Annotated in this window: 16 protein-coding genes and 6 pseudogenes; 7 read left to right on the top strand and 15 right to left on the bottom strand. The window is 55.9% G+C overall.

The genetic code is table 11. The features are described 5' to 3' along the window. Window positions 1–508: 508 nt before the first annotated feature. The 3 genes and pseudogenes from ACSSVY_RS20270 to ACSSVY_RS20280 all read right to left on the bottom strand — a co-directional run. Window positions 509–2,881 (bottom strand): right-handed parallel beta-helix repeat-containing protein, encoded by a 2,373-nt coding sequence (locus ACSSVY_RS20270; protein ID WP_454271650.1) that lies wholly within the window; start codon window positions 2,879–2,881, stop codon window positions 509–511. Window positions 2,882–3,203: 322 nt separating this feature from the next. Beyond that, window positions 3,204–3,364 (bottom strand): annotated as a pseudogene (locus ACSSVY_RS20275) (IS3 family transposase); the annotation flags it as partial. Window positions 3,365–3,376: 12 nt separating this feature from the next. Further along, window positions 3,377–3,543, bottom strand: a pseudogene (locus ACSSVY_RS20280) (transposase); the annotation flags it as partial. A 277-nt stretch (window positions 3,544–3,820) separates the two neighbouring features. On the opposite strand from ACSSVY_RS20280, the gene ACSSVY_RS20285 reads away from it, so the two are divergent. The 3 genes and pseudogenes from ACSSVY_RS20285 to ACSSVY_RS20295 all read left to right on the top strand — a co-directional run bounded on the left by ACSSVY_RS20285 (window position 3,821) and on the right by ACSSVY_RS20295 (window position 6,870). Then, entirely contained in the window at window positions 3,821–4,900 is a 1,080-nt protein-coding gene (locus ACSSVY_RS20285; protein WP_454271652.1) for a glycosyltransferase, read from the top strand. Between the two features lie 183 nt (window positions 4,901–5,083). Then, window positions 5,084–5,900 (top strand): annotated as a pseudogene (locus tag ACSSVY_RS20290) (transposase). A 544-nt stretch (window positions 5,901–6,444) separates the two neighbouring features. Beyond that, window positions 6,445–6,870 (top strand): rhomboid family intramembrane serine protease, encoded by a 426-nt coding sequence (locus ACSSVY_RS20295; protein WP_454271654.1) that lies wholly within the window; start codon window positions 6,445–6,447, stop codon window positions 6,868–6,870. 7 nt (window positions 6,871–6,877) lie between these two features. Here ACSSVY_RS20295 and ACSSVY_RS20300 read toward each other — a convergent pair whose 3' ends face one another. Beyond that, window positions 6,878–7,384, bottom strand: a complete 507-nt coding sequence (locus ACSSVY_RS20300; protein WP_454271656.1) for a glycosyltransferase — start codon at window positions 7,382–7,384, stop codon at window positions 6,878–6,880. After that, the gene (locus ACSSVY_RS20305) at window positions 7,381–7,803 is read right to left on the bottom strand and encodes a UDP-N-acetylglucosamine--LPS N-acetylglucosamine transferase (protein WP_454271657.1); all 423 of its coding nucleotides are present in this window, start codon (window positions 7,801–7,803) and stop codon (window positions 7,381–7,383) included. The genes ACSSVY_RS20300 and ACSSVY_RS20305 overlap by 4 nt, the downstream gene beginning before the upstream one ends. Window positions 7,804–8,625: 822 nt before the next feature. Here ACSSVY_RS20305 and ACSSVY_RS20310 point away from each other — a divergent pair. Continuing rightward, a complete protein-coding gene (locus ACSSVY_RS20310) occupies window positions 8,626–9,675 on the top strand; it encodes a glycosyltransferase family 2 protein (RefSeq protein ID WP_454271659.1) in 1,050 nt (349 codons plus the stop codon). A gap of 106 nt (window positions 9,676–9,781) precedes the next feature. Here ACSSVY_RS20310 and ACSSVY_RS20315 read toward each other — a convergent pair. Together ACSSVY_RS20315 and ACSSVY_RS20320 are read right to left on the bottom strand one after the other, a co-directional pair. After that, a pseudogene (locus ACSSVY_RS20315) lies at window positions 9,782–9,937 on the bottom strand (integrase core domain-containing protein); the annotation flags it as partial. A 222-nt stretch (window positions 9,938–10,159) separates the two neighbouring features. Then, on the bottom strand, window positions 10,160–11,536 hold the full coding sequence (locus ACSSVY_RS20320) for an O-antigen ligase family protein (protein WP_454271660.1): 1,377 nt from the start codon (window positions 11,534–11,536) through the stop codon (window positions 10,160–10,162). A 148-nt stretch (window positions 11,537–11,684) separates the two neighbouring features. On the opposite strand from ACSSVY_RS20320, the gene ACSSVY_RS20325 reads away from it, so the two are divergent. Beyond that, window positions 11,685–12,575 (top strand): glycosyltransferase family 2 protein, encoded by an 891-nt coding sequence (locus ACSSVY_RS20325; RefSeq protein ID WP_454271662.1) that lies wholly within the window; start codon window positions 11,685–11,687, stop codon window positions 12,573–12,575. Window positions 12,576–12,968: 393 nt separating this feature from the next. On the opposite strand, the gene istB is transcribed toward ACSSVY_RS20325, so the two are convergent. From istB to ACSSVY_RS20365, 8 genes and pseudogenes are all read right to left on the bottom strand, one after another. Next, entirely contained in the window at window positions 12,969–13,733 is a 765-nt protein-coding gene (istB, locus tag ACSSVY_RS20330) for an IS21-like element helper ATPase IstB (protein WP_454271664.1), read from the bottom strand. Beyond that, a pseudogene (gene istA, locus ACSSVY_RS20335) lies at window positions 13,730–15,226 on the bottom strand (IS21 family transposase). The gene istB and the pseudogene istA overlap by 4 nt, the downstream one beginning before the upstream one ends. Before the next feature lie 478 nt (window positions 15,227–15,704). Further along, window positions 15,705–15,821 (bottom strand): annotated as a pseudogene (locus ACSSVY_RS20340) (ATP-binding protein); the annotation flags it as partial. A gap of 17 nt (window positions 15,822–15,838) precedes the next feature. Continuing rightward, the gene (gene xrtD, locus ACSSVY_RS20345) at window positions 15,839–17,434 is read right to left on the bottom strand and encodes a VPLPA-CTERM-specific exosortase XrtD (protein WP_454271666.1); all 1,596 of its coding nucleotides are present in this window, start codon (window positions 17,432–17,434) and stop codon (window positions 15,839–15,841) included. 171 nt (window positions 17,435–17,605) lie between these two features. Beyond that, window positions 17,606–19,015 (bottom strand): hypothetical protein, encoded by a 1,410-nt coding sequence (locus ACSSVY_RS20350; protein WP_454271668.1) that lies wholly within the window; start codon window positions 19,013–19,015, stop codon window positions 17,606–17,608. A gap of 9 nt (window positions 19,016–19,024) precedes the next feature. Further along, window positions 19,025–19,579 (bottom strand): polysaccharide biosynthesis/export family protein, encoded by a 555-nt coding sequence (locus ACSSVY_RS20355; RefSeq protein WP_454271670.1) that lies wholly within the window; start codon window positions 19,577–19,579, stop codon window positions 19,025–19,027. A 198-nt stretch (window positions 19,580–19,777) separates the two neighbouring features. Further along, on the bottom strand, window positions 19,778–22,204 hold the full coding sequence (locus ACSSVY_RS20360) for a tetratricopeptide repeat protein (protein WP_454271672.1): 2,427 nt from the start codon (window positions 22,202–22,204) through the stop codon (window positions 19,778–19,780). A gap of 128 nt (window positions 22,205–22,332) precedes the next feature. Next, on the bottom strand, window positions 22,333–23,013 hold the full coding sequence (locus ACSSVY_RS20365; RefSeq protein WP_454271674.1) for a sugar transferase: 681 nt from the start codon (window positions 23,011–23,013) through the stop codon (window positions 22,333–22,335). A 521-nt stretch (window positions 23,014–23,534) separates the two neighbouring features. Between ACSSVY_RS20365 and ACSSVY_RS20370 the strand changes: the two genes are divergently transcribed. After that, the gene (locus tag ACSSVY_RS20370) at window positions 23,535–24,392 is read left to right on the top strand and encodes an ExeA family protein (protein ID WP_454271676.1); all 858 of its coding nucleotides are present in this window, start codon (window positions 23,535–23,537) and stop codon (window positions 24,390–24,392) included. Beyond that, window positions 24,389–25,939, top strand: coding sequence for a GumC family protein (locus tag ACSSVY_RS20375; RefSeq protein ID WP_454271677.1), 1,551 nt, complete (start codon window positions 24,389–24,391; stop codon window positions 25,937–25,939). Before ACSSVY_RS20370 ends, ACSSVY_RS20375 begins: the two co-directional genes overlap by 4 nt. Window positions 25,940–25,945 lie beyond the last annotated feature (6 nt).

Raw genomic sequence — 25,945 nt, forward strand, 5'->3', positions numbered from 1 at the left:
AACTTCGATTTGAGGGCGAGAAATGAAATCGGACATAAGGTCGGACTTATCATCGGATCGTCGCCGAAGTCAGACGGCCCCCACCGGAGCGTTACCCTGCTTCCAACCTATCTGGAAATTTGCGACAGAACCAAAGCAACACTTCTGCGTTCAATTCCCGGTACTGGCCCGGTACTGGCCCGGCTTCTGCGGCCATGCTGTTTGCGCGCCTGCCTCACATCGGTCCATTGTCATGGGGAACGGGTGCGAGGCAGAGGCGCGCAATCGCCGGAGGACGGCGAGCCCTGAGGCATCTTCTGTACCAAGCCGCACTTGCCGCCGCCTGTCACAATCCAGTTCTGAAACCGGTCGCGCAGCAACTCAGGGCGCGCGGTAAACCGCACAAACTCGTTATCGTCTCCATCGCGCGCTGGCTTGCAACCATCGTAAACGCTATCCTCAAATCAAGCATTCCTCGGCACTCAAATCCGATCATCTAGACACAGTTGCTAATACGACTTGACCGGAATCAGGCGATCAGATCGCCATGGTCAATCGTTACGGCCTGATCAACTATCAATATGTCTGAAATCGTGCCATCAAACGCATTGCTGATCTGGTCGCCGCCGTCCGAACTGGACCACCCGAGCCCGCCAAATTGCAAGTTCTGATTATTCAGGCTTAGATCGACGTCGAATGCCTTGGTTCCGATCAGTTCGCCATTCACAGCTAGGCCGACTTCACCGTCTCCAAACCATGTTTGAACGTCGTAGTCTTCGCCTGCCTTGATGCCGGGGGCGCGGAAGGCCGCTTCGCTGTCTTCATCCTGATAGCGAAGATAAAGCGTATCTCCCTTGAGCATAACCGATACATGGTTTCCGCCGCCCACGTAGTGGAAGGCATCTTTTGAAAACAATCCCTGCGTTCCGTTCAGGTCGTCGGCATTGAAGGTGAAAGAGATCGTGCCTTCCTGCACCTCATAGGCGGCATTGTGTTCGAGATTCACGATACTGGCTGTTCTGCCATTGAACGTCTGTTCTGCAGCCTGTTCATAGACGACATTGGCAATGATGCCGGTCGGTGGCGATTCCGGTGTCGGGGTGCCACCCGCAGTTCCAGAGTCAGCCGATGCGTCCGACAGCAGGTTCTGCAACTGCGCAGGGGTCAGGTTGCCCTCTGCTACGACGATATCAGAAATCGTTCCGTCGAAAACATTCGAGAACCCAGCCTCACCGGATTTACTGGACCAGCCGCGGGCACCGAACTGTAGATATTCCACATTGGTAGCCCAGCTCGTCGAGAAATCGGCGGAGTGCACTTGCTCTCCATTTAGCCAGACTGACGCATTGCCATCGCCAAAGGAGACCTGCAGGTCATAGTCGGTATCGGCCTTGATACCACCAATTCGGGCGATCTCGTCCGTTGCACCATCTTGAAAGCGCACGATCAAGGCGCCGTTCTCGATGTAACTGACCAAGTGGTTCCCACCGCCAGTGTAGTAGGTCGCGTCTTTGGAGATTAGTCCGCGCGCGCCAGATACTGTGTCGGCGTTGAAGCTGAGCGAGATGGTCGCCGCGTCCAACGCCAAATTGCTGTTATGTGCGACCTCGATCACGTCGGAAGCGCTATTGAATTCGTGCGCGCCCATCGACGCATAAGCTACGCCGTCCAAAGAAGTGTCGATTTGCCCCTGATCCGTGCCGCCCGTATCGCCCTCGGGAGTTGGTACCGGTTGTTCAGGTGTCGGCACGGGAGTTGGTGCCGGTTGTTCAGGTGTCGGCTCGGGGGTTGGTGCCGAGTTTTGGCCTGTTTCCGGTTCGCGTTCCTGGGTTTGAATATTACCGGCAAGAAACGCCTCTATTGTCCTGACGGCTCCCATCGTTTCCGCGAGGGTATTGGGTGTGGGCAGGAGGTCATCGAGTGTCATTCCTAGCCCGGCTTCGGGGTTTGCGAAGAAGTCGCCGAAATAAAACGGCTTGTCAGGATCGGTGTTCTGCAGAGTGAGATTGGCATCTTTCCCAGCATCCTGCAGAAAAGAGGTCTGGATGTTGCCATAACTTTGATCCGCGCCCATCACTTTAGTGGCCTTGCTGCCCTCACCGGGCAGATTAATCAAAGTGTTGTTGCGTGCCACGAAGTTTGTACCACTGGACACCGAGATACCGCGAATCATGCCTGTTGCGATGACGTTGTCTTCGACCAGAACGTTCGTGTAGTGAGCGTCGTCAAAGAAAATCCCCTGCACGTTGGCATGGGTTCCCGGCAGGCTGACGTTTCCACGGATCACGATATCGCTGGAATCACTACCTTGGAACTGGATGAAGTCAAGATGCTCTCCAGGGGCCGGAAAAAAGTTCTGGGAACCCATGTTGCCTTCGATGAGTACGTCTTGCACACCGATGAACTTTAAACTGTCGGCACCGGTATAATCAATCGTGTTTCCGCTAACCGTCAAGTCTTTGGCATTGTAGAAAACACCGCCGATCTTAATGTCGTGGACATAGTTTCCAGCGAACGTCACGTCCGATACATTCCCGCTGGTGTGAAGTCCATAATGGCCACTGTAGACACCATCGACTTTGCCGTTGACCTCGGAATTGAGGAATTGGATATGACTGCTACCATCACTTACCGAAACAATCGTCGAAGCCGCACCGCCATTGTTGGGGCTGTCGACATGGACATTATCGATACGAAGATAGTCAGTGTTGCGAATATTGACACTGGTAAAAACCGCGCCTCGCTCCTCTTCGGAAACCAGTGTGACGTAGCTGGAAAAAGACTCGCCCGATATGTCGAGTGCGCCGTAATTTCCGCTACTTAAGACGATCGTCTCACCGCCAGCTGCCCGCGCCAGCGCGGCTGAAAGTTGCGACGCGTTTGAAACATATATGGTAGACATTGGAGCTCCTCGGCTTGCCTGCAACGATCCTACGTGTCATTAGAATCGGTCTTTTGTTGTCTCGAAATCTGTTCTTTCTGTGGTTTGTAGGGTCGATAACTGTAACTGCTCTCAATTGCCAACCGTGTCCCATTATGTGAGCAATAGTTCGCTGTCATATGAGCGATAGCTCGCCGAGCTTGTCCCAAAATAGAGTTGGTCGCGGAAACTGGGACCAGTTGTTAAGGTGAATCGCCTGAGAAGAGAGATGATCCGGAGTGACGAAGAGAAAGACGCCTGCGCCTGAGTTCAAGGCGAAGTGCGGGCTCTCGCACCACGTGAGCCAGTCCAACGCGGCCGCCAGATAGATGAACCCCGCGTCATCGGGATGTAGGTGATTTTCTTCACCCAGACCTGATTGGGCCGGGTGATGGGCAGTTTTCTCAGCAGATATGGGTAGATCTTGTGTCCCGGGGCCGGTTTCGAGGTGTTCGGCTTGCGATAGAACTAGTCGCGCCACTGCCTGATCTGGTTCGGATGGACGTCGAAATCCTGTGCTAGCTCGATCAGCGTCTTCTCGCCCTTGATCGCGGCCACCGCACCTTGAATGCCGGGCTGTGATTCCGGCGCGGTCGTCTTGCCGTGGTCTTCTCCTTGCTTAGAGCATCATGCTGCTCTTGCATGGAAAACCCACCTATCCCGGCTGTTCAAGTTTCCGGAACCACCTCTCGAAAGCCACATCGCTGATCCTACCGGCACCAACCGGTAGTTGTTCAGTATTAAGTTGTATGATGCTGAGCGATCTCATGCCGCCCTTGATTGTAAAATGCAAGATGAAGCATATTGGCTGGACGAGAAGTAACAAATAGCAGTATGAAACATAACACGGACACCCCTTTCGGATGCTGAAAAACTGTATGAATACTTAGGGCCGCTTCAGCGAGCAAAGGGAAATGGGTGATGACCACGGATGAATTGATCGGTCTCAATGTGGCCAGTTGGCCTGGAAAAGGTGATACACATAATCCCTTTATAAACATCTTTCTTGATGGTCTCGAAGCTAATGGATGCCGGGTAAAGAATCTTGAGACTGTCGAAGCCTTGGCCCAGGCCACGAAAGGCGGCACTGACATCCTGCTTCTGCATTGGGCTGAGCGTGTTTTCGGGGAATCGCGCAGCCGCTGGCAGATTCTGATCAAGATGTGGCGCCTTCTGAGTGCGGTAGGAAACGCACCTTCTAGTACCCGTGTTGTTTGGGTTGTCCATAATCTTGCACCGCATGATGCGCGGCGATTTCAAAAGCTCGTCTGGCCAATCTATATCCGCGCGCTAGCAAGAAAGGTTGATGCCTTTCTCACGCTTGCACCAGGCACTGTGGCCCAGGTCAGGGCTGGCTTGCCGCAGCTTGCTGCCAAGCCTGGCCATGGAGCGTGGCACCCAGCCTATCCGGACGCAGAGCTTTCGCCAGATGAGCGTAGGGCCGCTCGGATGAAATTGGGCTTTATCCCCAAAAACCGAGTGCTGGGCTATTGCGGTCAAATCAGACCGTATAAAGGTGTTGAAGATTTGCTCGACACCTTCATTCAGACCACTGCCCCACATCTGCGCCTCCTTTTGTGCGGGCGACCTCAGTATGGTCGTCCCGAAACAGAGGCGTTTCTTTTGATGCTGAAAGAAAAAGCTAAGAGAGATCATCGTGTCGTAGTGTGGTTTGATGATCTGACACCGGCGGAGTATCGCGCGGCTTTGGGGGCCTGCGATGTTATTGTGGCACCATTCCGCAGCTACCTGCATTCAGGGTCCATCATTCATGCACTTAGCGCAAAGCGACCGGTGCTGACGCCTGCGACGCCTTTCGCAAATAGCCTTAAGGCCTTGCTAGGCACGGAATGGGTGCGCCAATACGAATTTAAACTGAGCCCTGACATTCTGACGGACCAGAAAGAGGCGTCTGGCACAATCGATCTGTCCTCTTTGTCGTCAAGCGTAGTGGGGGAGGATGTCACATCCTTCTTGCGCCAACTTCAAAGGGCTGAGTGATTAGAGCGTGTTGCGACCTCTCCGTTTCAGAATTTCCATGGGACTATATCTGTGATTCCCTATCAGCATGGCAGATATGGGGTTTGAGATGGGCAAGCAAAGGTGGTTCCGGAAACTTGAACAGCCGGGATAGGTGGATTTTCCGCGCAACAGCAGCATGATGCTGCGAGCGAGGAGAAGACCATGGCAAGACGACCACACCGGAATCATAGCCCGGAATTCAAGGCGAAAGTGACGGTGGCCGCGATCAAGGGCGAAAAGACCTTGATCGCGTTGGCGCAGGGTTTCGCCGCTCATCCGAACCAGATCAAGCAATGGCGTGATCCGTTGCTTGAGGGAGGACGGGGGTGTTCGGCGAAGCTACGAAGTCAGAGCCTGAACCGGCGGTCGACGTGAAGACCCTGCACGCAAAGTTCGGAGAGCTGACGCTGGAGGATGATTTTTTGTCCGACTTTTTGCCTGGCGCGCTCGACAAGGCGGGTCTGTTGCTGAGCGCAAAAAAATGATCGATCCCACTGCGCAATTGAGCGCCAGCCGGCAGGCCGTCGTTCTGGGGATCAGCCGGGGCAGCGTCTACTACAAGCCCCGCCCGGACTCAGACGCCGATCTGAAGTTGTTGCACCTGCACGACATCTGGCAGGCTAAGACTAAGGCGGCTTTCGATCTCTTCGTGGAAACTTACGGCGTGAAATACGAATGCGCGGTCGCCAAACGGGTCAAGGACCGCGACGAACTGCTCGCCTTCTACGACTTCCTGACGGAGCATTGGAAACAGATCCGCAACACAAACCGGATCTAGAGCATCTTTGCCACCGTCAGGAACCGGACCCGGAAATCCAAGGGCTGCCTGACCCGGAAGACCGCCTTGTTCATGGTTTTCCGGCTAATGATGTCAGCGAAGAAAAAATGGTGGAGGATCTCCTGACCAAACCGCCTGCCCGAGGTCATTCAGGGGGTTGAGTTCAAAGACGGGATCAAGCAACTTCAAACTGCCGCCTGACGAGGGCCGTCACCAACTTTTGGGCACAACTCGGCTATAACCGACTGGGAGACTATTCATACGGTACCTACATCTATGCCTTCCCGGCTCAGCAACTTATCGCAAGTTTGGGTGTGGCCGATCCGCTCGTTAACATTGCTATTGCGCTTCCCGTCACTCTCATCTGTGCGGTGCTATCTTGGCATTTCATTGAACGGGCAGCTTTAAACCTCAAGCCAAAGTTCTTTTTGGACCCAGTGCGGACGCATGGTCCGTCATGACACTATAATTTAACCCTAGGAATAGTCCAGTTTGACTCAGAATATATAGAATGGACAACCAACACTCAGCATCAGAACGCTCGCCCCTTTGGGTATGGGTTTTCGCTCATGGCGTATTACTGCTGATTTTGTTAGTTTGTGTTGCGGTCGAAGGCGTCCTGCAAGGGGCTGACTACGGGCTCTGGGGATCTCCTCGCTGGCGTGGACTGACCTATCAATACGGTGGGTTTTGGCGGGGGCTCTTGGACAACTGGCAGCCAAACTATGCTGCACAGCCCGTGGTGATGTTCGCCAGCTATGGGTTCCTGCATGGTGGGGCCGCGCACCTTCTGGTCAACATGATCACGCTCGTCTCGCTTGGGCGCTTGGTGATTGAGCATGTGGGTCAACTCCGCTTTGCCGTGATCTATGCGCTGTCGCTTTTGGGAGGGGCTGTTGGCTTTGCCGTCCTGTCTACAGCAGTGCAGCCCATGGTCGGAGCCTCCGGCGCGCTCTTTGGTCTGGCCGGGGCGCTCACGAGTTGGGAGTATACCGCCCGTCGTCTGGCACATGAGGGGATCGGGCCGGTGCTGCGGGTGGTCGTGCTGCTCATCCTTCTCAACCTCATTATGTACTGGGGAATGGGCGGTAATCTCGCTTGGGAGACCCACCTTGGGGGTTTTCTGGCGGGTTGGCTTGCGGGATGGTGGCTGCGAGAGAGTGAGGACTAGCCGAGTTCTACTTCCCGGTGTTAAGGACAAACTTTCGTAATTTATCGGTGAAATCCGCGGCAGCAAACGGGTCTATGGCCGCAGTTTGCGACGTCCCGACCGCCCGCATGGCCGCGTCAAGGCAGCGGGGCAAGTCATGTTCGTCGCGCGCCTTGAAAAGCCTGGGATGCTCTTTCAGCCTTTCGACCGTGGCGAGCTGATGGTTGTTCCTGTGTTCGCCATATTTGATCTGCCGGGGCATGATGCAGATCTGCTTGTCTTGGGTCAATGCCGTCAGGATCGTACCCATGCCGGCATGTGAAATGATGAGGTTGGCTTTGCTGAACACTTCGGCATAATCCGCCGGTGAAAGCCGCGCCTTGGTTTCGAAGTTTCGCGGCGTATATGGGTCATGAGTCGCGGGCAGGACTTGACCAAATATGCCACAAGACGGTTTGGTTTCATCCGCCCATTCATCCACCGCTCGCACGAGTCTGTCGAAGGAAAGTTGCGTCCCGGTGGTCAGAAAGATCACAGAACCGCCCCCATGAAATGCGGCCCTTCGGGACGCGCCAGATGCTCCCATTGCGTGAGCCACAGGTCGGCATACTTCCCGACTTCCTTACCAGATCTTGACAGTTTCTCGGCATTGGCCATGCTGTCGACCCAAATGGTACGCGCGCCTAAGAGCTTGCCAAAACGCAGGGCAAAATAGCCGGGCGCGGCACCTGTGGTGATGATCACGTCTGGCCGATGGCGCAGCACCAGGAGAAACACCTCGAAAAGCTGACGGATGAGGCGTAGCTTCTCGGAGAGATTGGCATCCGTGACCGATGCAAATTTTGGCGGCGGGTTACCCTCATTCCGGGCCATGGTCTTCACGATGTCCGCAAGGCCAGGTTCGGTACTCAGATAGGTGACCTGCAATCCGTCCCAAACCTTGCGCATCCTCATTAATTGAACCCAGTGCCCTCCGGCCGAGGCTACGACCATGAGTATTGGGCGAGAGGGCATGCTAATATTCCTTCGTGCAATAGGGCTTTAAAAACGCGTATGCTCGTCTGGAAACGCTAATTGAAACTCACTACCACTGCAATAATTCTGCCGAAGACCACTTTAGTCAAGACGTTCTGGCCAGCCGTTCCATCAGATCACCAAGGACCGCCTCATAAAGCGCCAGTTTCTTCGGGTCGGTTTCGAGCGCACGTTCCTGGATCTGCCCCGCCTTAGCCCGGTGTTCATAGGCGTGAATGATCTGCGTCAGGATGTCCTGAGCGCTCTGGGTGGCGCGTCTGATGAGTAAACGATGGGGCCTTAAGTGTCACGCTGGCAGATCGGCATTCGCAAACAGGTTTGTAAAAGACGTTCCCTGTAGTCCAGCGGGAATGCAATATGCCCATGAGAGGTAATGAGACGGCCACTAAGCCCCGTTGGATAAGGTATTTAAGGGAGGGACTATATCTTGCTATGGCATTCACGTGGCTTCCTGGCGCATTTGGTGCTTTTTCCGACAAAAGGGAATCCACTGGTGAATTCTTGTGCCACGCTACCTCAGATTATGCGGTCTTATCCTCTAATTATAACCGATCCTTATCCTTCCCCGACGCCTCCAGACACGCAACGTGCGTCAATCTGTCTAGACCGAGAGGTCAAGCCCGTTTCAACTCCGGTCCGGTTGGCGCAAGAGAACAGCCTTGATCTTGCTGGGCGAAGCCGCCATCCTCGAAGCAATTTAGCGGCGCGGGTAGTGTCACTCACTCGTTAGGATAAAAAATAATGCAAGAAGGGCAGGAAACGGAGGGGGCGGCGAAGGTGCCCATCTCGGTGATTATCGTGACCTATTGCTCGGCAGATGTCATTGAGGCGTGTCTCGACAGCCTAATCGCCACTACCGGTGCGACGCTTCGCGTTGTTGTTTGTGATAACGCCTCGCCGGACGATAGCGCCGCGCTGGTCGCCGACTGGGCAGACCGCTGCGGGGTGAGCTTTGCCGAAGCCGAAGCGGGCGCCCAGGCGCCGACCGAAGGAGACTTGTCTTGGCTCACGCTACTGCGGGTGCCGCGCAATATGGGCTTTGCGGGCGGCGTCAATGCCGGGCTTACCTGGTTTTTGTCGCGAGCGGAGATCGAGCTCTTCTGGATACTGAACCCCGATAGCGTTGTTGAGCCTGGGACTGCTGCCGCCTATGTTCGCATCGCTAAGGTGGCGGGCCCGTTCGCACTTATGGGCGGGCGAACCCGCTATCTCGACCCCCCCGGCTATCTCCAGTCGGACGGCGGGCGCATCAGGCGCTGGACGGGGGGGGTCTGCTACAACGTCAATCAAGGTCTCCTGCCCACAGAAGCCAAACCTCCTCTGGCCGGGAGCCTCGATTTCATCTCAGGTGCCAATATGGTTGCGTCACGGACTTTCGTCGAAATGGTCGGACCGCTTCGGGAGGACTATTTCCTCTATTACGAGGAAGTAGACTGGGCCTATCGCCGGGGTGTGCTGCCGCTTCTCACCTGTCCGGAGGCGGTAGTCCATCATCATGGTGGCACGGCGATCGGCTCCGGGTCGATTAACCGGCGTGGCTCGGCATTCGCAAACTATTTCAACTTCCGCAACCGGTTGCGCTTTGTGGCACGGTTTGCGTGGCCAATGCTGCCGGTGACCTACGCCTTCTCGATAATGCAGGTCGCCAAAATAGCGCTGACGGGCGGCGGGCGGCAAGCGATCGGGGCGCTGCGCGGGCTGCACCAGCTCGCCCCGCCGCGCGACGTTGCTGATCGGATCGCCCCAGAGGCTGCGGAGCTTGCCTTCGGACGCTGGGGGCGGCGGCAATGATCCCACCGACAAGGGAGATCATCCTTAACTTTCACGGGACTGGCACGTTCCATGCCGGAGTCCATGCTGAGGGTCAGTTCTCAGTGACAATCAACACTCATGGGTTCTATTCGCTGGCATGGACCTCGTCGGGGGTCAAGATTCCGTGGGTGGAGTGGGGCCGCTCAGCGTTGTAATAGGCCAACACTTTCCGGATACCCTTGCGGGTCTGTGATCCGGTCTCAAAGCTGCGCAGGTAAACGCACTCATATTTCAGGGACCGCAGCTCGACCTTTGTCCTCTGACCATTTATGGATGGCCCCCGCAGAGCAAGAGCATCCCGGTTGAAGCTGGCATCATTTCGGCTGCGGCCATGTATACGGCGTCTGGATTGCAGCACCGTGGCCGCGCGCCTTGATGAATCTCCGCGGTCGCTTTGATCCCAATCAATGGCACGCGCCGATAGGCGCTCCGGTCCGAACAGGGTGTCCTTGGCATATGTCCGTCATTTTCGGCGGTGTCTAAAGCGGGTTGTAGGCACATGAACGGTGTTTGATCGTCGGTAATTGGAACGGGGCTGTGATTCTTCTTTGGTTGTGTTTTGCTCACTAGCTGGAATAGCATCGAGCAGCCATACACCACTTCCAAGTAAGAAATTGAAAAGTACATAGGTTGCGTTCCAGTAATGTACCGTCCAGCCCGCCAGAAAAAATGAAGCCAAGCAACACAAAATTCCTAACCGATAGATGGACTGGGTGTCGTCAAGGCCTTTGCGGAACATCAACGGCACAACAATGGAAAAAAATCCCAGAAAGCTAAAAAATGTTGCTGGTAGACCGTGACGCACACCGGAAACAATCCAATACATGTCGATACTTGAACTCATCCAGCTTGGCCGTGCCCATTCATTAAACCCAATTCCAAACACGGGATGCTCTAGTATCGAAGCGGTGCCAAAGCTCCAGATATGGAGACGCATATAAGCGCTGAAAGAATTGAACGAGAAGTAGGAGATGAAGATCTGTGCCGGAGACCGGGTGGCTGTGATTTCAAGGAAAATCCACATCGAGGCGATCAAACCAGCGAGAAGTTTCCATCGCGCAGCCACTGACTTCAGAATCCAGTTCCAGCCTATCAGCAAAAGTTGTGCAGTCATGGCCGTCATTGGACCAGCGGACAGACACAGCCCAGCCGTTAGCAGTGTTAGAAAAGTGGTGCCTATCCGTTGGAAACTGGATCTCTCATAGCCAAGGACGAGATAAGTAAGAGCGATCACACTGCTGCAGAACACGCCAAACAAGATAGGGTGTTCAAACGTCGCTTGGACTCGCTGCAGACCCCATCGCGGATCCTTTGCGACACGGGAATAAGAATTCCAGATACTGTCCATGATCTCAAGCAGCAGATTTTGCCCGGTCAACGCTTCAATTATGGCAAACGGTAAAAGGAACAGTACGATCAGGAAAAGTACTTTGACCATCGCTCGGAAATCGGAAGCTGTGCGGATGTAAACGCGTGCGACGAGGTATGGGCCAACAGTTTCAATGAACATAATTCCCCCGGCTTGGACACCGTCAGGCCCATGAATTGCGATGAAACTGACCGTGGCCCAACTGCAAAGCAGAATCATCGCAATGTCTGCCACCCTGATGCGTCCGGCGCGTCCGCTGAGCCAAGCAAATGTGACCGGCACAAAAGCAATTATCAGGATGACACGATAAACTGAAAGACGCAGTGAGCCGATATTGATTATAAAAGGCAGAATCAACGATATAAGCAACAATGGCACAATCAAGCGTAACCACTGGGCTTTGTGATTGGGTGCACTCGCTGCTTGTTTTCCGGGAAAGTTCCCATGAGCAGCTTTTTCTACACTCGACATTAACTTCACATCCTGAAATTATTTAATACACCGACTTTTCAAGGTAGTCCCCTTCGTTCCCTGCTGTGAATAGCGCGCCTTGGTTTTCTGAAACACGAAATAACTGCCTAAACGGAACAATCGACCAAAGGCTGATAGAAAGGTTTATATGAACCCTGTAGTTTCAGTGTTACTCCCTACTTACAATAGAGCACACAGCCTGCCTGAGGCAATGAGCAGCGTATTGGATCAATCATTCGGAGATCTCGAGCTTATCATCGTTGATGATGCTTCTACCGAGAATATCGAAGCTATAGTCTCAGATTTTGGGGACCCACGAATCCGCTACTTTCGGCTTGAGCGCAACAGTGGAGCTGCGGCTGCGCGCAATGTCGGTTTGGCGGAGGCTCGTGGACGGTATATCGCCTTTCAGGACAGTGATGATATCTGGTTACCCGGAAAACTGGCTAGGCAGGTGGAATTGCTTGAAAGCCAACCACCTAATGTCGGGGTCGTGACAGGTCTAAAGATCCTTTATGGACGTGATGCCGCCCGGATTTACGGCCCGGGCCGCGTAACTTGCGCCCCGGATCCGGCCAAGCGGATGACGTTAGAAGAAGATCAATTGAAACGAAGCCTGCTGGATTGTCGGATCAGCCTTCAGAACGCGCTCTTTCGACGGGACTGCTTGCCGGAAATCACATGGTTCGATCCACTCGCTAAAGCAAGTAATGATTGGGAATTTGTGGTACGTCTCGCACAACATAAGCTTATCCTCGAGGTTACTGAACCTGTTGTGCTTGCAATGATTTCCCCCGACAGCATCTCGACGAAGCCACGAAAGAGAGCAACAGGCTACCTAAGAATTCTTCAAAAGAACAAACACGTGTTCGAACGGTATCCGCAAGAATACGGGAGCTTCCTATATCTAGCCGGGATGGCGCTCTATCGCTGTGGAAGAAAACGCGCCGGACGTCATCTGCTCCTGCATAGTCTGCGCCTGCGTCCGGCCAATGCGCTAAGCTTGGCACGCGGTGGCCTTCGCATGTTGATCCGCTGAACGACCTTGTTGCATGGGGTGTCGATTGCCACTTCTGTAACAGGGCCTCTCGAGTCAAGTTAGTTTCTCCACAAAAGTAACCCCCGCCAAGTTACGCTTCTGCGGGGTGAAGGTCGCCGCTCATATCTATTTTGGGATAATGGCGTTGCCGTTTGCTCTGGTTGCCGAGGGGTTTCCCGCGCCGGGATGATGCTTCTGTCCGTAGTCAGCGCTGAGGCTGCCACTCTTGTCAACGCCGGAGTAAAATTGGGCGACGGGGCGGCGTAAAACTGGGCCACTTTGGGTTTCTGCGGGGCGCGCATATTGGGCGGCGGCCAGTCAGCCGCGCTCTTCATATAGCCGGCGGGTGACTGGCCGCTTTGGCCCGTCAGGGCCAAATCTGGTTGGTTTGGATCAGTTGATGTCGCCAGACTTGCGCGCTCGACTTTGCGCGAGGCGATAGCTTTCGCCGTTCATCTCGAGGATGTTGACGTGGTGGGTCAACCGGTCGAGAAGCGCGCCAGTCAGCCGCTCGGTGCCGAATGTCTCGGTCCATTCATCGAAGGGCAGATTGTTGGTGATCAGCGTGGCCCCACGCTCGTAACGCTGGGATATCATCTCAAAGAGCAACTCGACGCCGGTCTTGGACAGGGGCACGAAGCCCAGTTCGTCGATGATCAGCAGCTTCACGGCAGCCATCTGCTTTTGGACGCGGAGCAGACGGCGTTCGTCGCGGGCCTCCATCAACTCGTTGACCAGCGCGGCAGCGGTGGTGAAGCTGACGGACATGCCCTTCTGGCAGGCCGCAAGGCCCAGGCCCAAGGCGATGTGTGTCTTGCCGGTTCCGCTGGGGCCAAGGGCGATCACGTTCTCGCGCCGTTCAATCCACTCGCAGCGCGCCAGTGCCAACACCTGCATCTTGTTCAGTTTGGGGATCGCCTTGAAGTCGAAGCTGTCCAAGCTCTTTGTGGCCGGGAACTTCGCGGCCTTGATACGGCGCTCGACCATCCGCCGCTCTCGGTCGATGAGTTCCAGTTCGACCAGGCGCGACAGGAATTGGACATGGTCCAACCCTTCGGCGGCGCATTGGCGCGCAACCTTCTCGTGCTCCCGCAAGAATGTGGGCAGCTTCAGCGTCTTCAGATGGTGGGCAAGCAGGATCTTCAGGGCATCGGTCATTCTGCCGCCTCCGACATCAAGGCCATGTAGCTGGCCGCCCGCGTCGTCTCGACATTCGCCCGCGGCAAGTAGGGGTAGACATCGAGATCAAGCCTCGGGGGGCGCTTCTCCACCTGACAGAGCACGAGGTGCTTTACGGCATCGAAGCCGACCGCTCCCAGCTTCAGGGCCTTCTTCACGGCGGCATGCAGGTCATCTATACCGAAGGTCTCGAGCAGACGCAGCACCTGAACATACTCGCGTCGGCCCATCTTGAGCATGCGCGCCTCCATCAGGCGGCGCAAAGTCTGGAACTCTTCGGGCAAGTCCCATTCCGCCAAGGGTGCGGCTTGGTCCAACGCATTGATCTTGCGCTCGATCAGCGGGAGGTAATGGACCGGATCGAAGATCATGTCCTCGCGGTCGTAACAGCGCGGGTGTCGGGCGATCACTTCCCCACGACAGCCGATCACGACCTCATCGACATAGCCGCGGATCCAGACATCCGGGTGGCCATAGGCGACCGGGACCGAATAATCGTTGGTGTCATAGCGCACGAGCGACTACGAGCTGACCCGCCCGGCCGACTGGCCGCAGGCTTCGAACGGGGCGGCAGGCAGGGGGCGCATCGCGGCCAGATCGCGCTGCAGCCTCTCGCCGATCGTCTCCTTGTGACCCCGAAGAATGCGCGTCAGGCGCGCGCAGCACTGCCCTTCAAGATCGGCATTGAAGGCGTCCCAACTGACAAAGTGGGGGGTCGGCACCATGTGGTTGCGGCGGGCGTAGCCGACCATCCCCTCGACAGCGCCCTTGTCGTTCCCCTTCCCGGGCCGACCATAGCGATCCCAAAACAGGTAATGCGACTGCAAGCCGCTGAACAGCGCGGCGCGGATGCGCGTGCCATCTGGCTGGATCTTCGAGACCAAGCAACGGTCGTTGTCGTAAAGCACCGACTGCGGCACACCACCGAAGAAGGCGAAAGCGCGGACATGCCCGTCCATCCAGGCTTCCGCCGTCGCCGCCGGATAGGCCCGCACGAAATAGGCATCGCTATGCGGCAGGTCCATGACGAAAAAGTGCGCCTTTTGTTCAACACCGCCGATGACGACAATGGCTTCGCCAAAATCCGCCTGCGCATCTCCTGGCGGATGGGCCAGCGGCACGAACATCTCCCGGGTCCGCCGCTCACGCTCACGCACGTAATCCTTGACGATCGTATCGCCGCCGGTGAAGCCATGCTCGGCTTGAAGCCGTTCCCATATCCGCTTGGCCGTATGACGCTGCTTGCGATGCACGGTCTTGTCGGCTTCAAGCCAGGCGTCGATGATCTCGGTGAACCCATCCAGCTTCGGCCGCTTGATCGGCTCCTCCCGCCGATAGCCAGGCGGCACCGAAAAGGCCAACATTTTATCAACCGTCCCGCGCGAAATGTTGAAATGCTTCGCCGCCGCTCGCGCGCTCATGCCCGCGCTGCACGCCAGACGAACCTTCTTGTAAAGTTCCACGGTATAGATCTCCCCACCCTCCCTGCTGCTGCAAGAAGGGAAAAGTGGCAGGATTTTACTCCGCCCGCAGCGAGACGATCCCGCCGCTACCGTGGCCTAATTTTGCACCGCCGTTCTCACACTCTATGCCAAGTCCAAGAACGGTTCCTGCGTGCCTATCTGAGAAGCGTGTTCAGCCATGTGCTGGCCAACGACAAGTGACATTTCCGGCATCATCGGGGACCGCGTCCCGCGATGCCCCCAAACTAGTTAAAACCAAAGCTCGGATCGCCAGTAGCCGGAACTTGAGCGCGCGTTGCAGCAAGGCCTGATGGGTTAATCCTGCAAAGGTGATGAGCATCCCAACACATAGCACACGCAGGACTGGTGCTACCTTAGGTTCCTGTGCATTGACCCCCTATTGGCGTGCAATTTTGCCCCCCATTGGTGGTGATCAGGGTCTGTCCCGACGCAGCCGGTCATGTTGCGGAGGCGGGGCAGATCCTGATCAGGCGCGGTTCTTGAAGCGCCAGGACTCTTTTCCGGTTTCGACGATCTCGCAGTGATGCGTGAGGCGGTCGAGCAGAGCGGTAGTCATCTTGGCGTCGCCGAAGACGGTCGGCCATATCCATCCATTCCCCCTCACCCCGGCACAAACCTTGGTATCTTGGGCAGGCTCTCCCGCATCAATCGTTGCAGGCGCGCATCCGCTGCGCCTTCGGGTTCCTCCTTGAGGATCGGGGTTATGTAGCGCACGATAGCCCCGTCGGTACGGTCGATCGTCAGGCTGTCATAGACCACGCTCATCTTGGCCTTGAAATCATTGGTCATACGCTTGCCGCGCTGCTCGAACCAGTAATAGACGAGCTGTTCAGACAGTCCTTTCTGAATTATCGCGCGGTTCGCTTCAAAGGTGCCAAAGCCGGTGCCCGCCATATCCAGCGACACGGTCTCGAAACTGTAGATTTCCCATCCACCAACAGGCAGACAAACCTCAGGGGAATGGATGCCAGAACCCTCGGTCTGCTTGTCGTAGAAAGCCATGAAGAGTTCGACCGGAGCGGACTCTTCAGGATTGCGATAGAAGGCCGCGAGGTAGTCAGTTGCCCCCAGTACCCGCTCGATATCCGGGTCGAGCATCGAGAAGGTCCCCGACCACTCCCCAACTTGCCGCGGAAACAGCACGAAGGGATCACGATCTACCGCCGTGGGTTCCTTGCCCTGCTGCAGCGCCCATCCAGCTGAGACCGCAAGCGTCAGGATCGCACCCACCATCAGCCCGCGCGAGGCGCGGATGCCCACGAGGCGTCCGGCGATCGCTCCAAATCCGTTGGTATCGAGATCAATTGCCTCCGACAGGGGTTTAGGATCCGGTGTCAGCCGCTGCAGGACCACGGCCATGAAGAACAGGATCGCAATACAGGCACCAAAGATGATCCAGCCTTCAAAGAAGTGCAGAAAGCCCTCAGCCTGTTCAATCCCATAGCTGTTGACCATCACCCCGATCATCCCGATGCGGAAGGAATTCATCAACACCGTCAGGGGAGCAGCCGCCAGAAGCAGCACCGCCTTGTGCCAGACTGGTCCACGATAGAGAATAGCGAAGAGATAGGAGAAGCTAAGGATCGGGAAAAGGTAGCGCAGCCCAGAACAGGCTTCGGCGACCTGAAGCTTGTAGATCCCTAGATCAATCACATTGCCTTCGAGATAGACCGGCACGCCCATCAATGCCACGAACCACACACCGATTTCCGAAGAGATCGTCTGCAGCACGATGGTCAGCTTGAGATAGACAAATTGCGGCAGGGGCAACATGAAAATCAGATGCACCACGCCCAGCTGATGCAGCTTGCCACGCTCCCAACCAAAGATCGTTAGTACAACGCCGCCCACCCAGATGATGAAGGCATAGGTCACGATATCGGGAATGCGAGTCAGGTTGCCTGCAATCGCCAGCAAGAGCGCCAGCACAATGACAATAAGCCCAGGCGCGCGATCGTGCACAACGGGCTTTGGCGGCGGCAGACGTCGCAGTTCCCGCAAGAAGAGATAGAGCGAGATGAGTGGGATGAGTGGCCCGTGGCTGTATTCAGCCGTGGACCAAGCCTGTGCCAGCGAGACAAAACCGATCCAAAAGATCGGAATCGATCCGGCTAGAAGCACCGTAAACCACAAGAGCCCGCCCAGGTTGAGCGGGTGGGCGAAAAGCCTTGGGCCAGACTGATCTGTCATGGACATGCTGTCACACTCCCCTTAAATTGGCTCACCACCTTGACCTATGCCAGCAGCATTTATGCTATTGGGATTTCTATCGGAAAATCCGCGCCAAAGCGATTCAAAACGGGTCGGATACGTGCTCAAAGCAGAGCCTGAACAGGCTGTTTTCCAAGTACGTACAGTGGCCCAATATCAGGGACGCACAGTAAACTCTCGCTCAAGTGTAAGAAACACCCGGTTTGATGAGGCGTCGCCCACCCCGGTTTCATCACGCAGCCGATATTCATAGCCAGAAGAGAGCCGCCAGTCAGGTGTAAGGTTGCGGGAATAGGTGGCGCGCAGGTCAGTGCGCGTGGTGTCATTTACTGCCGGACCGCCAGCCTGTTTGAGTTCAGCGTAATTCGCCGAGAATGATATGTCGGAAAACGAGTTGATCTCATAGTTGTAACCCAAAGAGGCTTCCGTGGTGCGCAATTCGTTCGACCGTGAACTGGTGGTAACCTGCCGCGAAAGCGATGCTGTCAGGGTGCTGCGCTTCATCTCGTGAGTGAAATCCAAGCTCCCCACTGGGCGGACCGTGTCATCCACATCACTGGTGGCGCCGAGACTGAGTTCAATCGCACCGCGTGGCAGAGGCACGTCCCGGTTGACAAGCCAAGTGGCGGTCTGGCCGTTCACGCTTTCGCGCAGGTCGAATGACGTGCCGATGGTGCCGCGTGTGAGTTCGCGCGTGAGATCAACACTGCCGATCAAACCCGTCTGGGTGTCCGCGTCACGTATTCCCAGAATAGTTTCTTCGGTTTCAATACTCTGAAGTCCGACCACGACATCGAGCGTATCTATCGGCGAGAGCGCCTGTGTGAGCCCCAAGTTGAAACTACTGGTCCGACGGTTCGTCTGCTGGGTATCATCCGCTGTGTAGTCATCATAACGCAGAATCGTCCGCACCTCGGTGACAGGGCTGAGAGTGAATCGCGTTGTCCCCGTAAGATTGAAAAGCTCGGTATCGAAAAGATCAGGATCCGTGGTGTCGTTGTAGGTTTGCTCGCGGTAACGTCCCTCGAGGATGAAGCCCACCGGATTATCGAGTCCGGCCTCAAACCGGAAGCGGCTCGATATCTGCTGGCGGTCGCCTTGATCTTCGGCGAGATCGTTTTCTTCAAGCGGATCATCGAAGAAGCGATTTTGGTCGAACGGATCGAGCGAATTGATCGAGGCGAGACTATAGTCGGCCCCAAAGCTGAGGGCACTGTTCACCCCTTGGCGATCATAGCCGAGCCGCGCGCTCTGATCGTCGAATGTGCGGCTATCGCCTGGCGGCTCATTGGCGCGCAAGAGCCCGCTCACATCAAAGCGAAAGACGTCATTGGCGCGCTGGTTCAGGTACCCGAAAGATAATCTGTTGTCAAAGAGCTCGGCACTCTCGCTGTTGTTCGGGTCAAGATTATAGTTGTCCGTCGCGCTGAGCGTCGAGCTGAGCCCAAAAGTCAGAACTGGACCACCATTTTCCGGGCCGCTGCCTTGCTGCGCGAGTGTTAGCCCTGCACCCAGAGAGAACACAGACAGACATCCGGCACCAATCAGGATATGGGAGCGCGTCACAGCCCGCCCTTATTCGAACAGACGCCGCTCAGGCACAACGATCACGTCGCCCGGGGCCAGTACCGTCGTGCCACTGATGCTATCGCTCCCCCCCATCGTCCGATAGTTGAAGCGATATACGGTTTCTTGATTGCTCGTTGGGTCGACGCGGCGCAGCTGAATGCGCTTCTCGGCCGCAAATCGGGACAGCCCGCCCGCCTCTGCCAGAAACTGGAGCAGCGTGGTTCCGGGCAAGACCTCCTTGCGGCCGGGGGTGTTGGCTTCACCCACGATATAGATATTCATCAATTCGGGCCCAGCTGCAGCACGCGGGGCATCCCTTGGAGCCAAGGCGGCGACCGAGACCAAAACAGTCGGTTCGACAGCAAAATTCCCGGTCATTTCCTTCGACAGGGTGCTGGCGACAACGTCGACACTGCGGCCTCCCGCCCTGACCGTACCAGCCATCGGGAAACTGATTGACCCATCTGGCAGAACAAGAACATTCCGATTGAGGCTTGGATCTTCGAGAACCTCAACCTGCAAGGTATCTCCCGGCTTGATGCGGTAGAAGTCCTGCGCCATGGAAATGCTGGCTGATCCCATCAGGAAAAGGACCGCTGTAAGAAATCTGATCATCTCGTGCCTCTGTCCCGTTTCTCATTTTGTATGAAATTTACGCTATTTGATGGATCGGCAAAATACGCAAATTCAAGAAAACTCAAAGCTGCGGCAGATTTGTAGCGCTTTCAGGGAGTTTTCGCGACCGCTCTCTATGCTGTTCTACTCAATACGGGCGGACAGCCGGTCAATTTCGCCTTGGACCTCTTCCATGAATGCAGGGACAGGGCCGTCCTCGGCAACCTCGACCACCTTGCGGAACTGGGCCAGAGCCTCTGTGTCGCGCTCGAGCGCGGCATAGGTGCGAGCCAGATGATACTGCACTGTCGGATCCTCCGGCAATCCAGCCGCCGCTGGCTCAAGCGCTGCAAGGGCTGCGCCAAAGTCACCGCGGCGAAAGGCGATCCAGCCATAGGTGTCCTGAAAGGCCGGAACGTCACGGTCACGCAGGCGCCGCGCGATTTCATGGGCGCGTTCGAGGCTCTCCGCATCGTCCTTCCCGGTTGCCAGCAGGCTAGCTAGGTTATTGGAAATGATCAGGTTGTTGCTGTTGTCCTTATAGAGCCGCTCATAGATGTCGATGGCCCCCTGAAGATCACCTTCGCTTTCCAGAATACCTGCCAGAGCCCAGTTGAGCCGAAGATTCTCGGGGGAAGCGGCAAGCCCGTCCAGAATTGCCTGCCGGGCCGCCTGTGCATTTTCTTGCACCGCGTGGATATTGTAGAGCGCCAGCCAGAAGCGTTGATCCTGCGGAGCTTCTGCGGTCAAGTCGCGAAAAGCCGCCTCAGCAGCCAGGGTCTCACCCGCCACCGCCTGAACGGACGCCATCAGAAAGCGCGCGTTGAGATCACCGGGATTGGCCTCAAGGGTCTCACGTGCATATTGCAGCGCCCCCTCTGTATCGCCCTGCGCCAGACGGGTGCGCACGATCGTAGCTGCCGCTCCCATGCCTTGCGCACCTTCGCTGGCAAGCGAGTCGAGAAAGCTCAGAAGTTCGCCTTCGCGATCCTGCGCCGCAAGCTGACGCGCGGTCAGCTCATTGGCGATCCGCTCTGCCGGAACATTGTCCTGGCGTCTCAGGGTATCGATGACCTGTGTCACACGCGGCCAGTCCTGCTCGCGCATATAGATTTCGCCCAACCCGCTCAACAGGGCGGCGTTGTCAGGGGCCAAACGCAGTGCATTGATCAGCACGGTCTCTGCTGTGCGCAGGCTCTCCTCCGAGATCAGATGGCGCGCGTAGCGCAGGGATTCATCCGGCGCATTTCTGGAGGCCTCAACCGCACGGCTCAGCATCTCCGCCATGAGATCCCGATTGCCGGCACGCTCATGAGCCTGGGCCATCAGGGTCATTGCCTGCGCGTCATTAGGAGCCTGCCCCAGAACCGACCGCAGAGTAACGATTGCCTCATCAGCCAGATCGCTTTCAATCAGCCATGCAGCCCGCATCTTCATCGCTTCGATTTGGCTGTTGTCTTCCTCCAGCACTTGTTCGACCAGAGCCCGCGCCCCAACCCTGTTGTCCGTGGCCTCCAGCATACGGGCCAGCATGACCATGATCCTGCGCCGCGTATCAGTCGGCTCAGAACCTTTGATCAACGCTTCCATCTCGGCAATGGCCGCATCGCGATCACCCAGATCAAAGCGGAAACCTGCACCCAAGGCGATCAGCCGATCCCGTTCAGGCGGATCGCTTGCAATGATCCGGTCCAGCTCGGCGCTGGCGACCTCGCGACCACGTACCTCGGCGAGAAACCCGATATAGATGACGATAGCGTCGACATTGCGCGGCTCCTGCTCTGCCCGTTGCTTCAGGAAGCCCTCGGCCGCCTCAGTATCGCCCTGCGACATGTACCACCGGACCAAGGTGGCAGGCACGGTCGGATCGTCGGGAAAGCGCGTTATCATCTCTTCGAGCTGCGCCCGAATTTCACGCGTCTCCCCTAGCTGGTTGAGAACGCCGAGACGGATCGTGTAGAGTTCTTGGTTTTCAGGCGCCTTAGCAAGGGCGGCATCAATGGCCGAGAGGGCGGCAGCCCAGTCCTGCGCACGCACAAGATCGTCGATGATGACCTTCTGAACCAGCAACAGATCAGGGTTCTCGGACACAAGCGCTTGGGCTTTCGTCACCGCCTCGCGCAGGGCTGAGGTATCGTTAGCGGCAAGCCCATCGCGATAGGTCACAGCCGTATTCACAGCTTGTACCAGACGGTCTTCGGGAGCCAACTCCGCCGCAGCGGCCCCATGCTTGCGTGCCGCCTCCCAGTTGTTGGTCTGCAGCGCAAGTTCCGCCAGAGCGCGCTGACCGGGCAAACTGTCAGGATATTGTTCCACCAACCGCAGATACTGGCCATAAGCCTCGCGGATATTGCCACGCGCGCGCTCGGCCTCTGCGTATTTCAACCGGGCTTCGCGATGCTGACCATCCAACTTGAACACGTTACGGAATTCGACCAGGGCACGATCCACGTCCCCCTCTTCCAGCAACGCGAGTCCCGATTTGTAATGTCTATCCACTCTCTCTTCTGCATTGTCGCAGAAAGACAGCAGGCCCGCTGTAGCAAGCGCCAGAAATGTCGTCTTAATCATGTCACTACTCTTGCATCTTTGGGCCGAGACAACAATCCACACAAGGCACCAGACAAGTTGTGCCGGTCCTATTATGGTATATCAGATTTCGTGACATAACATGCGACACTTCTTTCGAGGCTGGCGTATCAATATCCAGTGCCGCGTATAACCACGGTCACCGTCCGCAACAGGATCAAAAGATCCTGTGAGAGCGACAAAGAAGCCAGATAACGGGTATCGAAGCCCGCCCGCTCGGCAAAACTTGACTCATTGCGATCCGAAATCTGCCAAGTCCCGGTGATGCCGGGGCGCAGTTCGAAATAGGCTTTGCCAGGATAAAGTGCCTCTTGATCCACCATCATGGGCCGTGGCCCAACCAGCGACATGTCACCCTTGAGCACATTCCATAGCTGGGGCAGTTCGTCGAGCGAAGATTTACGTAGAAAACAACCCATTCGCGTGATGCGCGGGTCGCGCTTGAGCTTTTGGGTTTCATCCCATTCACGCCGGGCTTCGGGGTTCTTGCGGAGGTGATACTCCAGCAGGGCATCAGCCCCCGACACCATTGTACGGATCTTGACCATGTAAAAGACGTGACCACCTCGCCCGAGGCGTTTCTGGACATAAAGCGGACTGCGCCCGTCGAATGCCACAAGGCACATCATGCCCAGAATAAGCGGCAGGGAAACCGGCAAGGTCAGCAGCACCATAGCTATATCAAGACACCGCTTTGCACCGTTGCGATAAATGGCGCGACGGCGCTGACCGCGTTTCTGCTTGGAAGTATTACTTTGAAGTTGCGTCTCGGAAAAATCTCGGAAGGTCATTTAATATTCTCCACTCACTTTTGACACGAGCAAATACAGAACGCCCGATGTGGTAAAATCCACTTCGATCAATTCGACTGAAGAGCAGCACATCCCCTAGTCCAATGAACAATCACAGATCGCCTAAAACAAGACATAATTTGGACAGAATCCAAAAATAGACGCGTAAGTATATGAACCTCTTGAATATCAGCCCTTTTCTCGTGGTGCCCGACAAGCAAAATAAAACGTGCTTTTAAAGACTGTCTCCACATTCGAAACAAACATGGCTAAGAGTAAAAATCGTTCTCAAACAATCTTACCCGATTCGCACTCAAAGTGGTGCTGAAAAGTTTGGTCTGCCCGGATCATCTCGCAATTTTCTTACTCCTGCCATCAAAGCGTGGGATTTGTTTGTTGAATGATTGACATGTACAGGGCAGATGTCAGAGCCTTCTGCTCTGATATGGTGGGGTGCCGAACATATACCTGAGGGTCGAATTGTGGGTGCCAAGATGCAGGGCCTGTATTGAAAGATGCATATGAAACCAGAGACCCTTTACGCAGATTTTTTCGGCCTGTCGGAGCGTCCTTTTACGCTGCTGCCCGACCCGGCCTTTCTCTATTGGTCCAAGGCGCATCGTAACGCTTATACGATCCTGGATTACGGAATTTTCTCGCGGGCGCCGATCACTGTGGTGACCGGTGAAATTGGCTCTGGCAAGACGACATTGGTTCAGCATCTGCTCAAGCAGACTGACGCCTCCATCACAATCGGCCTCATTTCCAACGCCCAAGGCGGCCGCGGAGAGCTCTTGCAATGGGTTCTCAACGCGCTCTCGGTCGAGGTTTCGAATGACGCGACCTATGTGCAGAAATTTCAGAAGTTGCAGGATTTTCTGATTGCCGAGTATGCGGCGGAGCGGCGTGTGGTCCTCATATTCGATGAGGCGCAGAACCTGTCGATGGAGGGTCTGGAAGAACTACGTATGCTCACCAATATCAATGCCAACAAGGATGAGCTGATCCAGCTCATCCTGATCGGGCAGCCCGAGTTGCGCGATGTGATCCGTAGCCCCAAGATGAAACAGCTGGCACAGCGGGTGGCGGCCAGTTTTCACATCCCGGCAATGGATGAAGACACGGTGGCGCAGTACATCCATCACCGGTTACGGATCGTAGGCGGACAAGGTGATGAATTTACCATTGCCGCCTGTAAGATGGTCTATGATCAGACCGGCGGAGTACCACGGCTTGTCAATCAGCTGTGTGATATCGCGATGGTCTATGCATGGAGTAAGGAGCAGAGAACAGTGACTGAAGACATCCTTCAGAGCGTGCTTGACGACGGGTTATTCTTTGCAGCCTCCCTTGCAGCGGAAGAGAGCGATAAGTCATGAATGAACTGAAGTACTACTCGTCGATTTTCCTCCGGCGTCTGCATTATTTCCTGATCGTCTCAGTGATCATTTCGGCCGTGTCTGTCATTGCGGCCTTCACCTTGCCGCCAGCCTATGAATCACAAACCCGCCTGCTGCTGGAAGGGCCTCAAATTCCCTCAGAGCTGGCCGCTTCTACGGTTATGGTGGGCCTGTCCGAACAACTCGAAATAATCGAGCAGCGGTTGATGACCCGGGCCAACATGCTCGATGTCGCCCGCAGTCAGACTGTTTTTGAGAATACTCAGCAGATGTCTGCGGATGCCATCGTCGAAGCAATGCGGGCGCGTACGACCATTCAGGCGGCCAGCGGTCGCAATCCAACGCCAATCATGAATATCAGCTTTGAGGCCCGCAGCCCGCAAATTGCCGCCGGTGTACTCAACGAATATCTGACCCTGATCGAACGTCAGAATGCCGAATTCCGCACCTCGCGGGCAGGGAATACTCTGGAGTTCTTCCAACAAGAGGTCCAACGACTGGGTCAGGACCTTGACGCGCAGAGCGCGCGTATTCTCGAATTCAAGACCAGAAATTCCAGCGCTTTGCCCGAAAGCGTCGAATACCGTTTGAATCAACAAGCCACGCTGCAAGAGCAGGTTCGCCAGATCGACCGGGATATCAAGTCGCTCACAAATCAAAGCGAGCGGCTGGTGCAGATATTCGAGGCGACCGGACAGTTAGAGGGTAATAATCGCACAGGCCTGTCACCTGATGAGCAGCGATTGCAAGAAATGCGTACCCAACTTGACGAAACGCTATCCGTATATTCACCGGAGAACCCTCGGGTAAAAATGCTGGAGGCCCGGATCGAACAACTTCAAGAGCGGATAGCCTCCCGAACTGTAACAGAGGCGCCGGAGTCCAGTACTTCCGCTCCAAGTCGTGGATCAATCACGCTTGATTTGCAATTAAGTGAACTAGAAACGCGTATCTCCATACTGGAGGAGCAGCGCGAAGATAGCATCACAAGGCTTGAAGATCTGAATGAGACGCTGGCCAAGACACCAGCCAACACTGTCACGCTCGAAGAGCTGGAACGGGCCTATGCCAATATTGAAGCACAGTATAACACGGCTGTCGATCGCCTGGCCCAAGCCAGCACAGGCGAGCGGATCGAGTCGCTTTCACGCGGTCAGCGGATTTCGATCATCGAACCGCCCGCAGTATCTAACCGGCCCACAAAACCGAACCGGGTACTCATTGCGGGGGGCGGCACTGGCTTCGGCATTCTCGCAGGGATTGGCCTTATCGTACTGATTGAGCTGCTCAACCGTACGGCCCGGCGACCAGAGGACATCGTCAACCGCATCGGGATACGGCCTCTGGCCACCATCCCGTACATGCGCAGCCGCTCTGAGATCTTTTGGAAGCGCCTGATTAAGATCACCATCTATCTGGTGATCCTCGTGGGCCTGCCTGCAGCGATCTATGCGGTGCATCTGTATTACCTGCCGCTCGACCTTTTGGCCGACCGCGCCATGAACAAGATCGGCGTCCGCTGGTGACCGGTC

This window comes from Roseovarius sp. MBR-51, assembly GCF_053628575.1.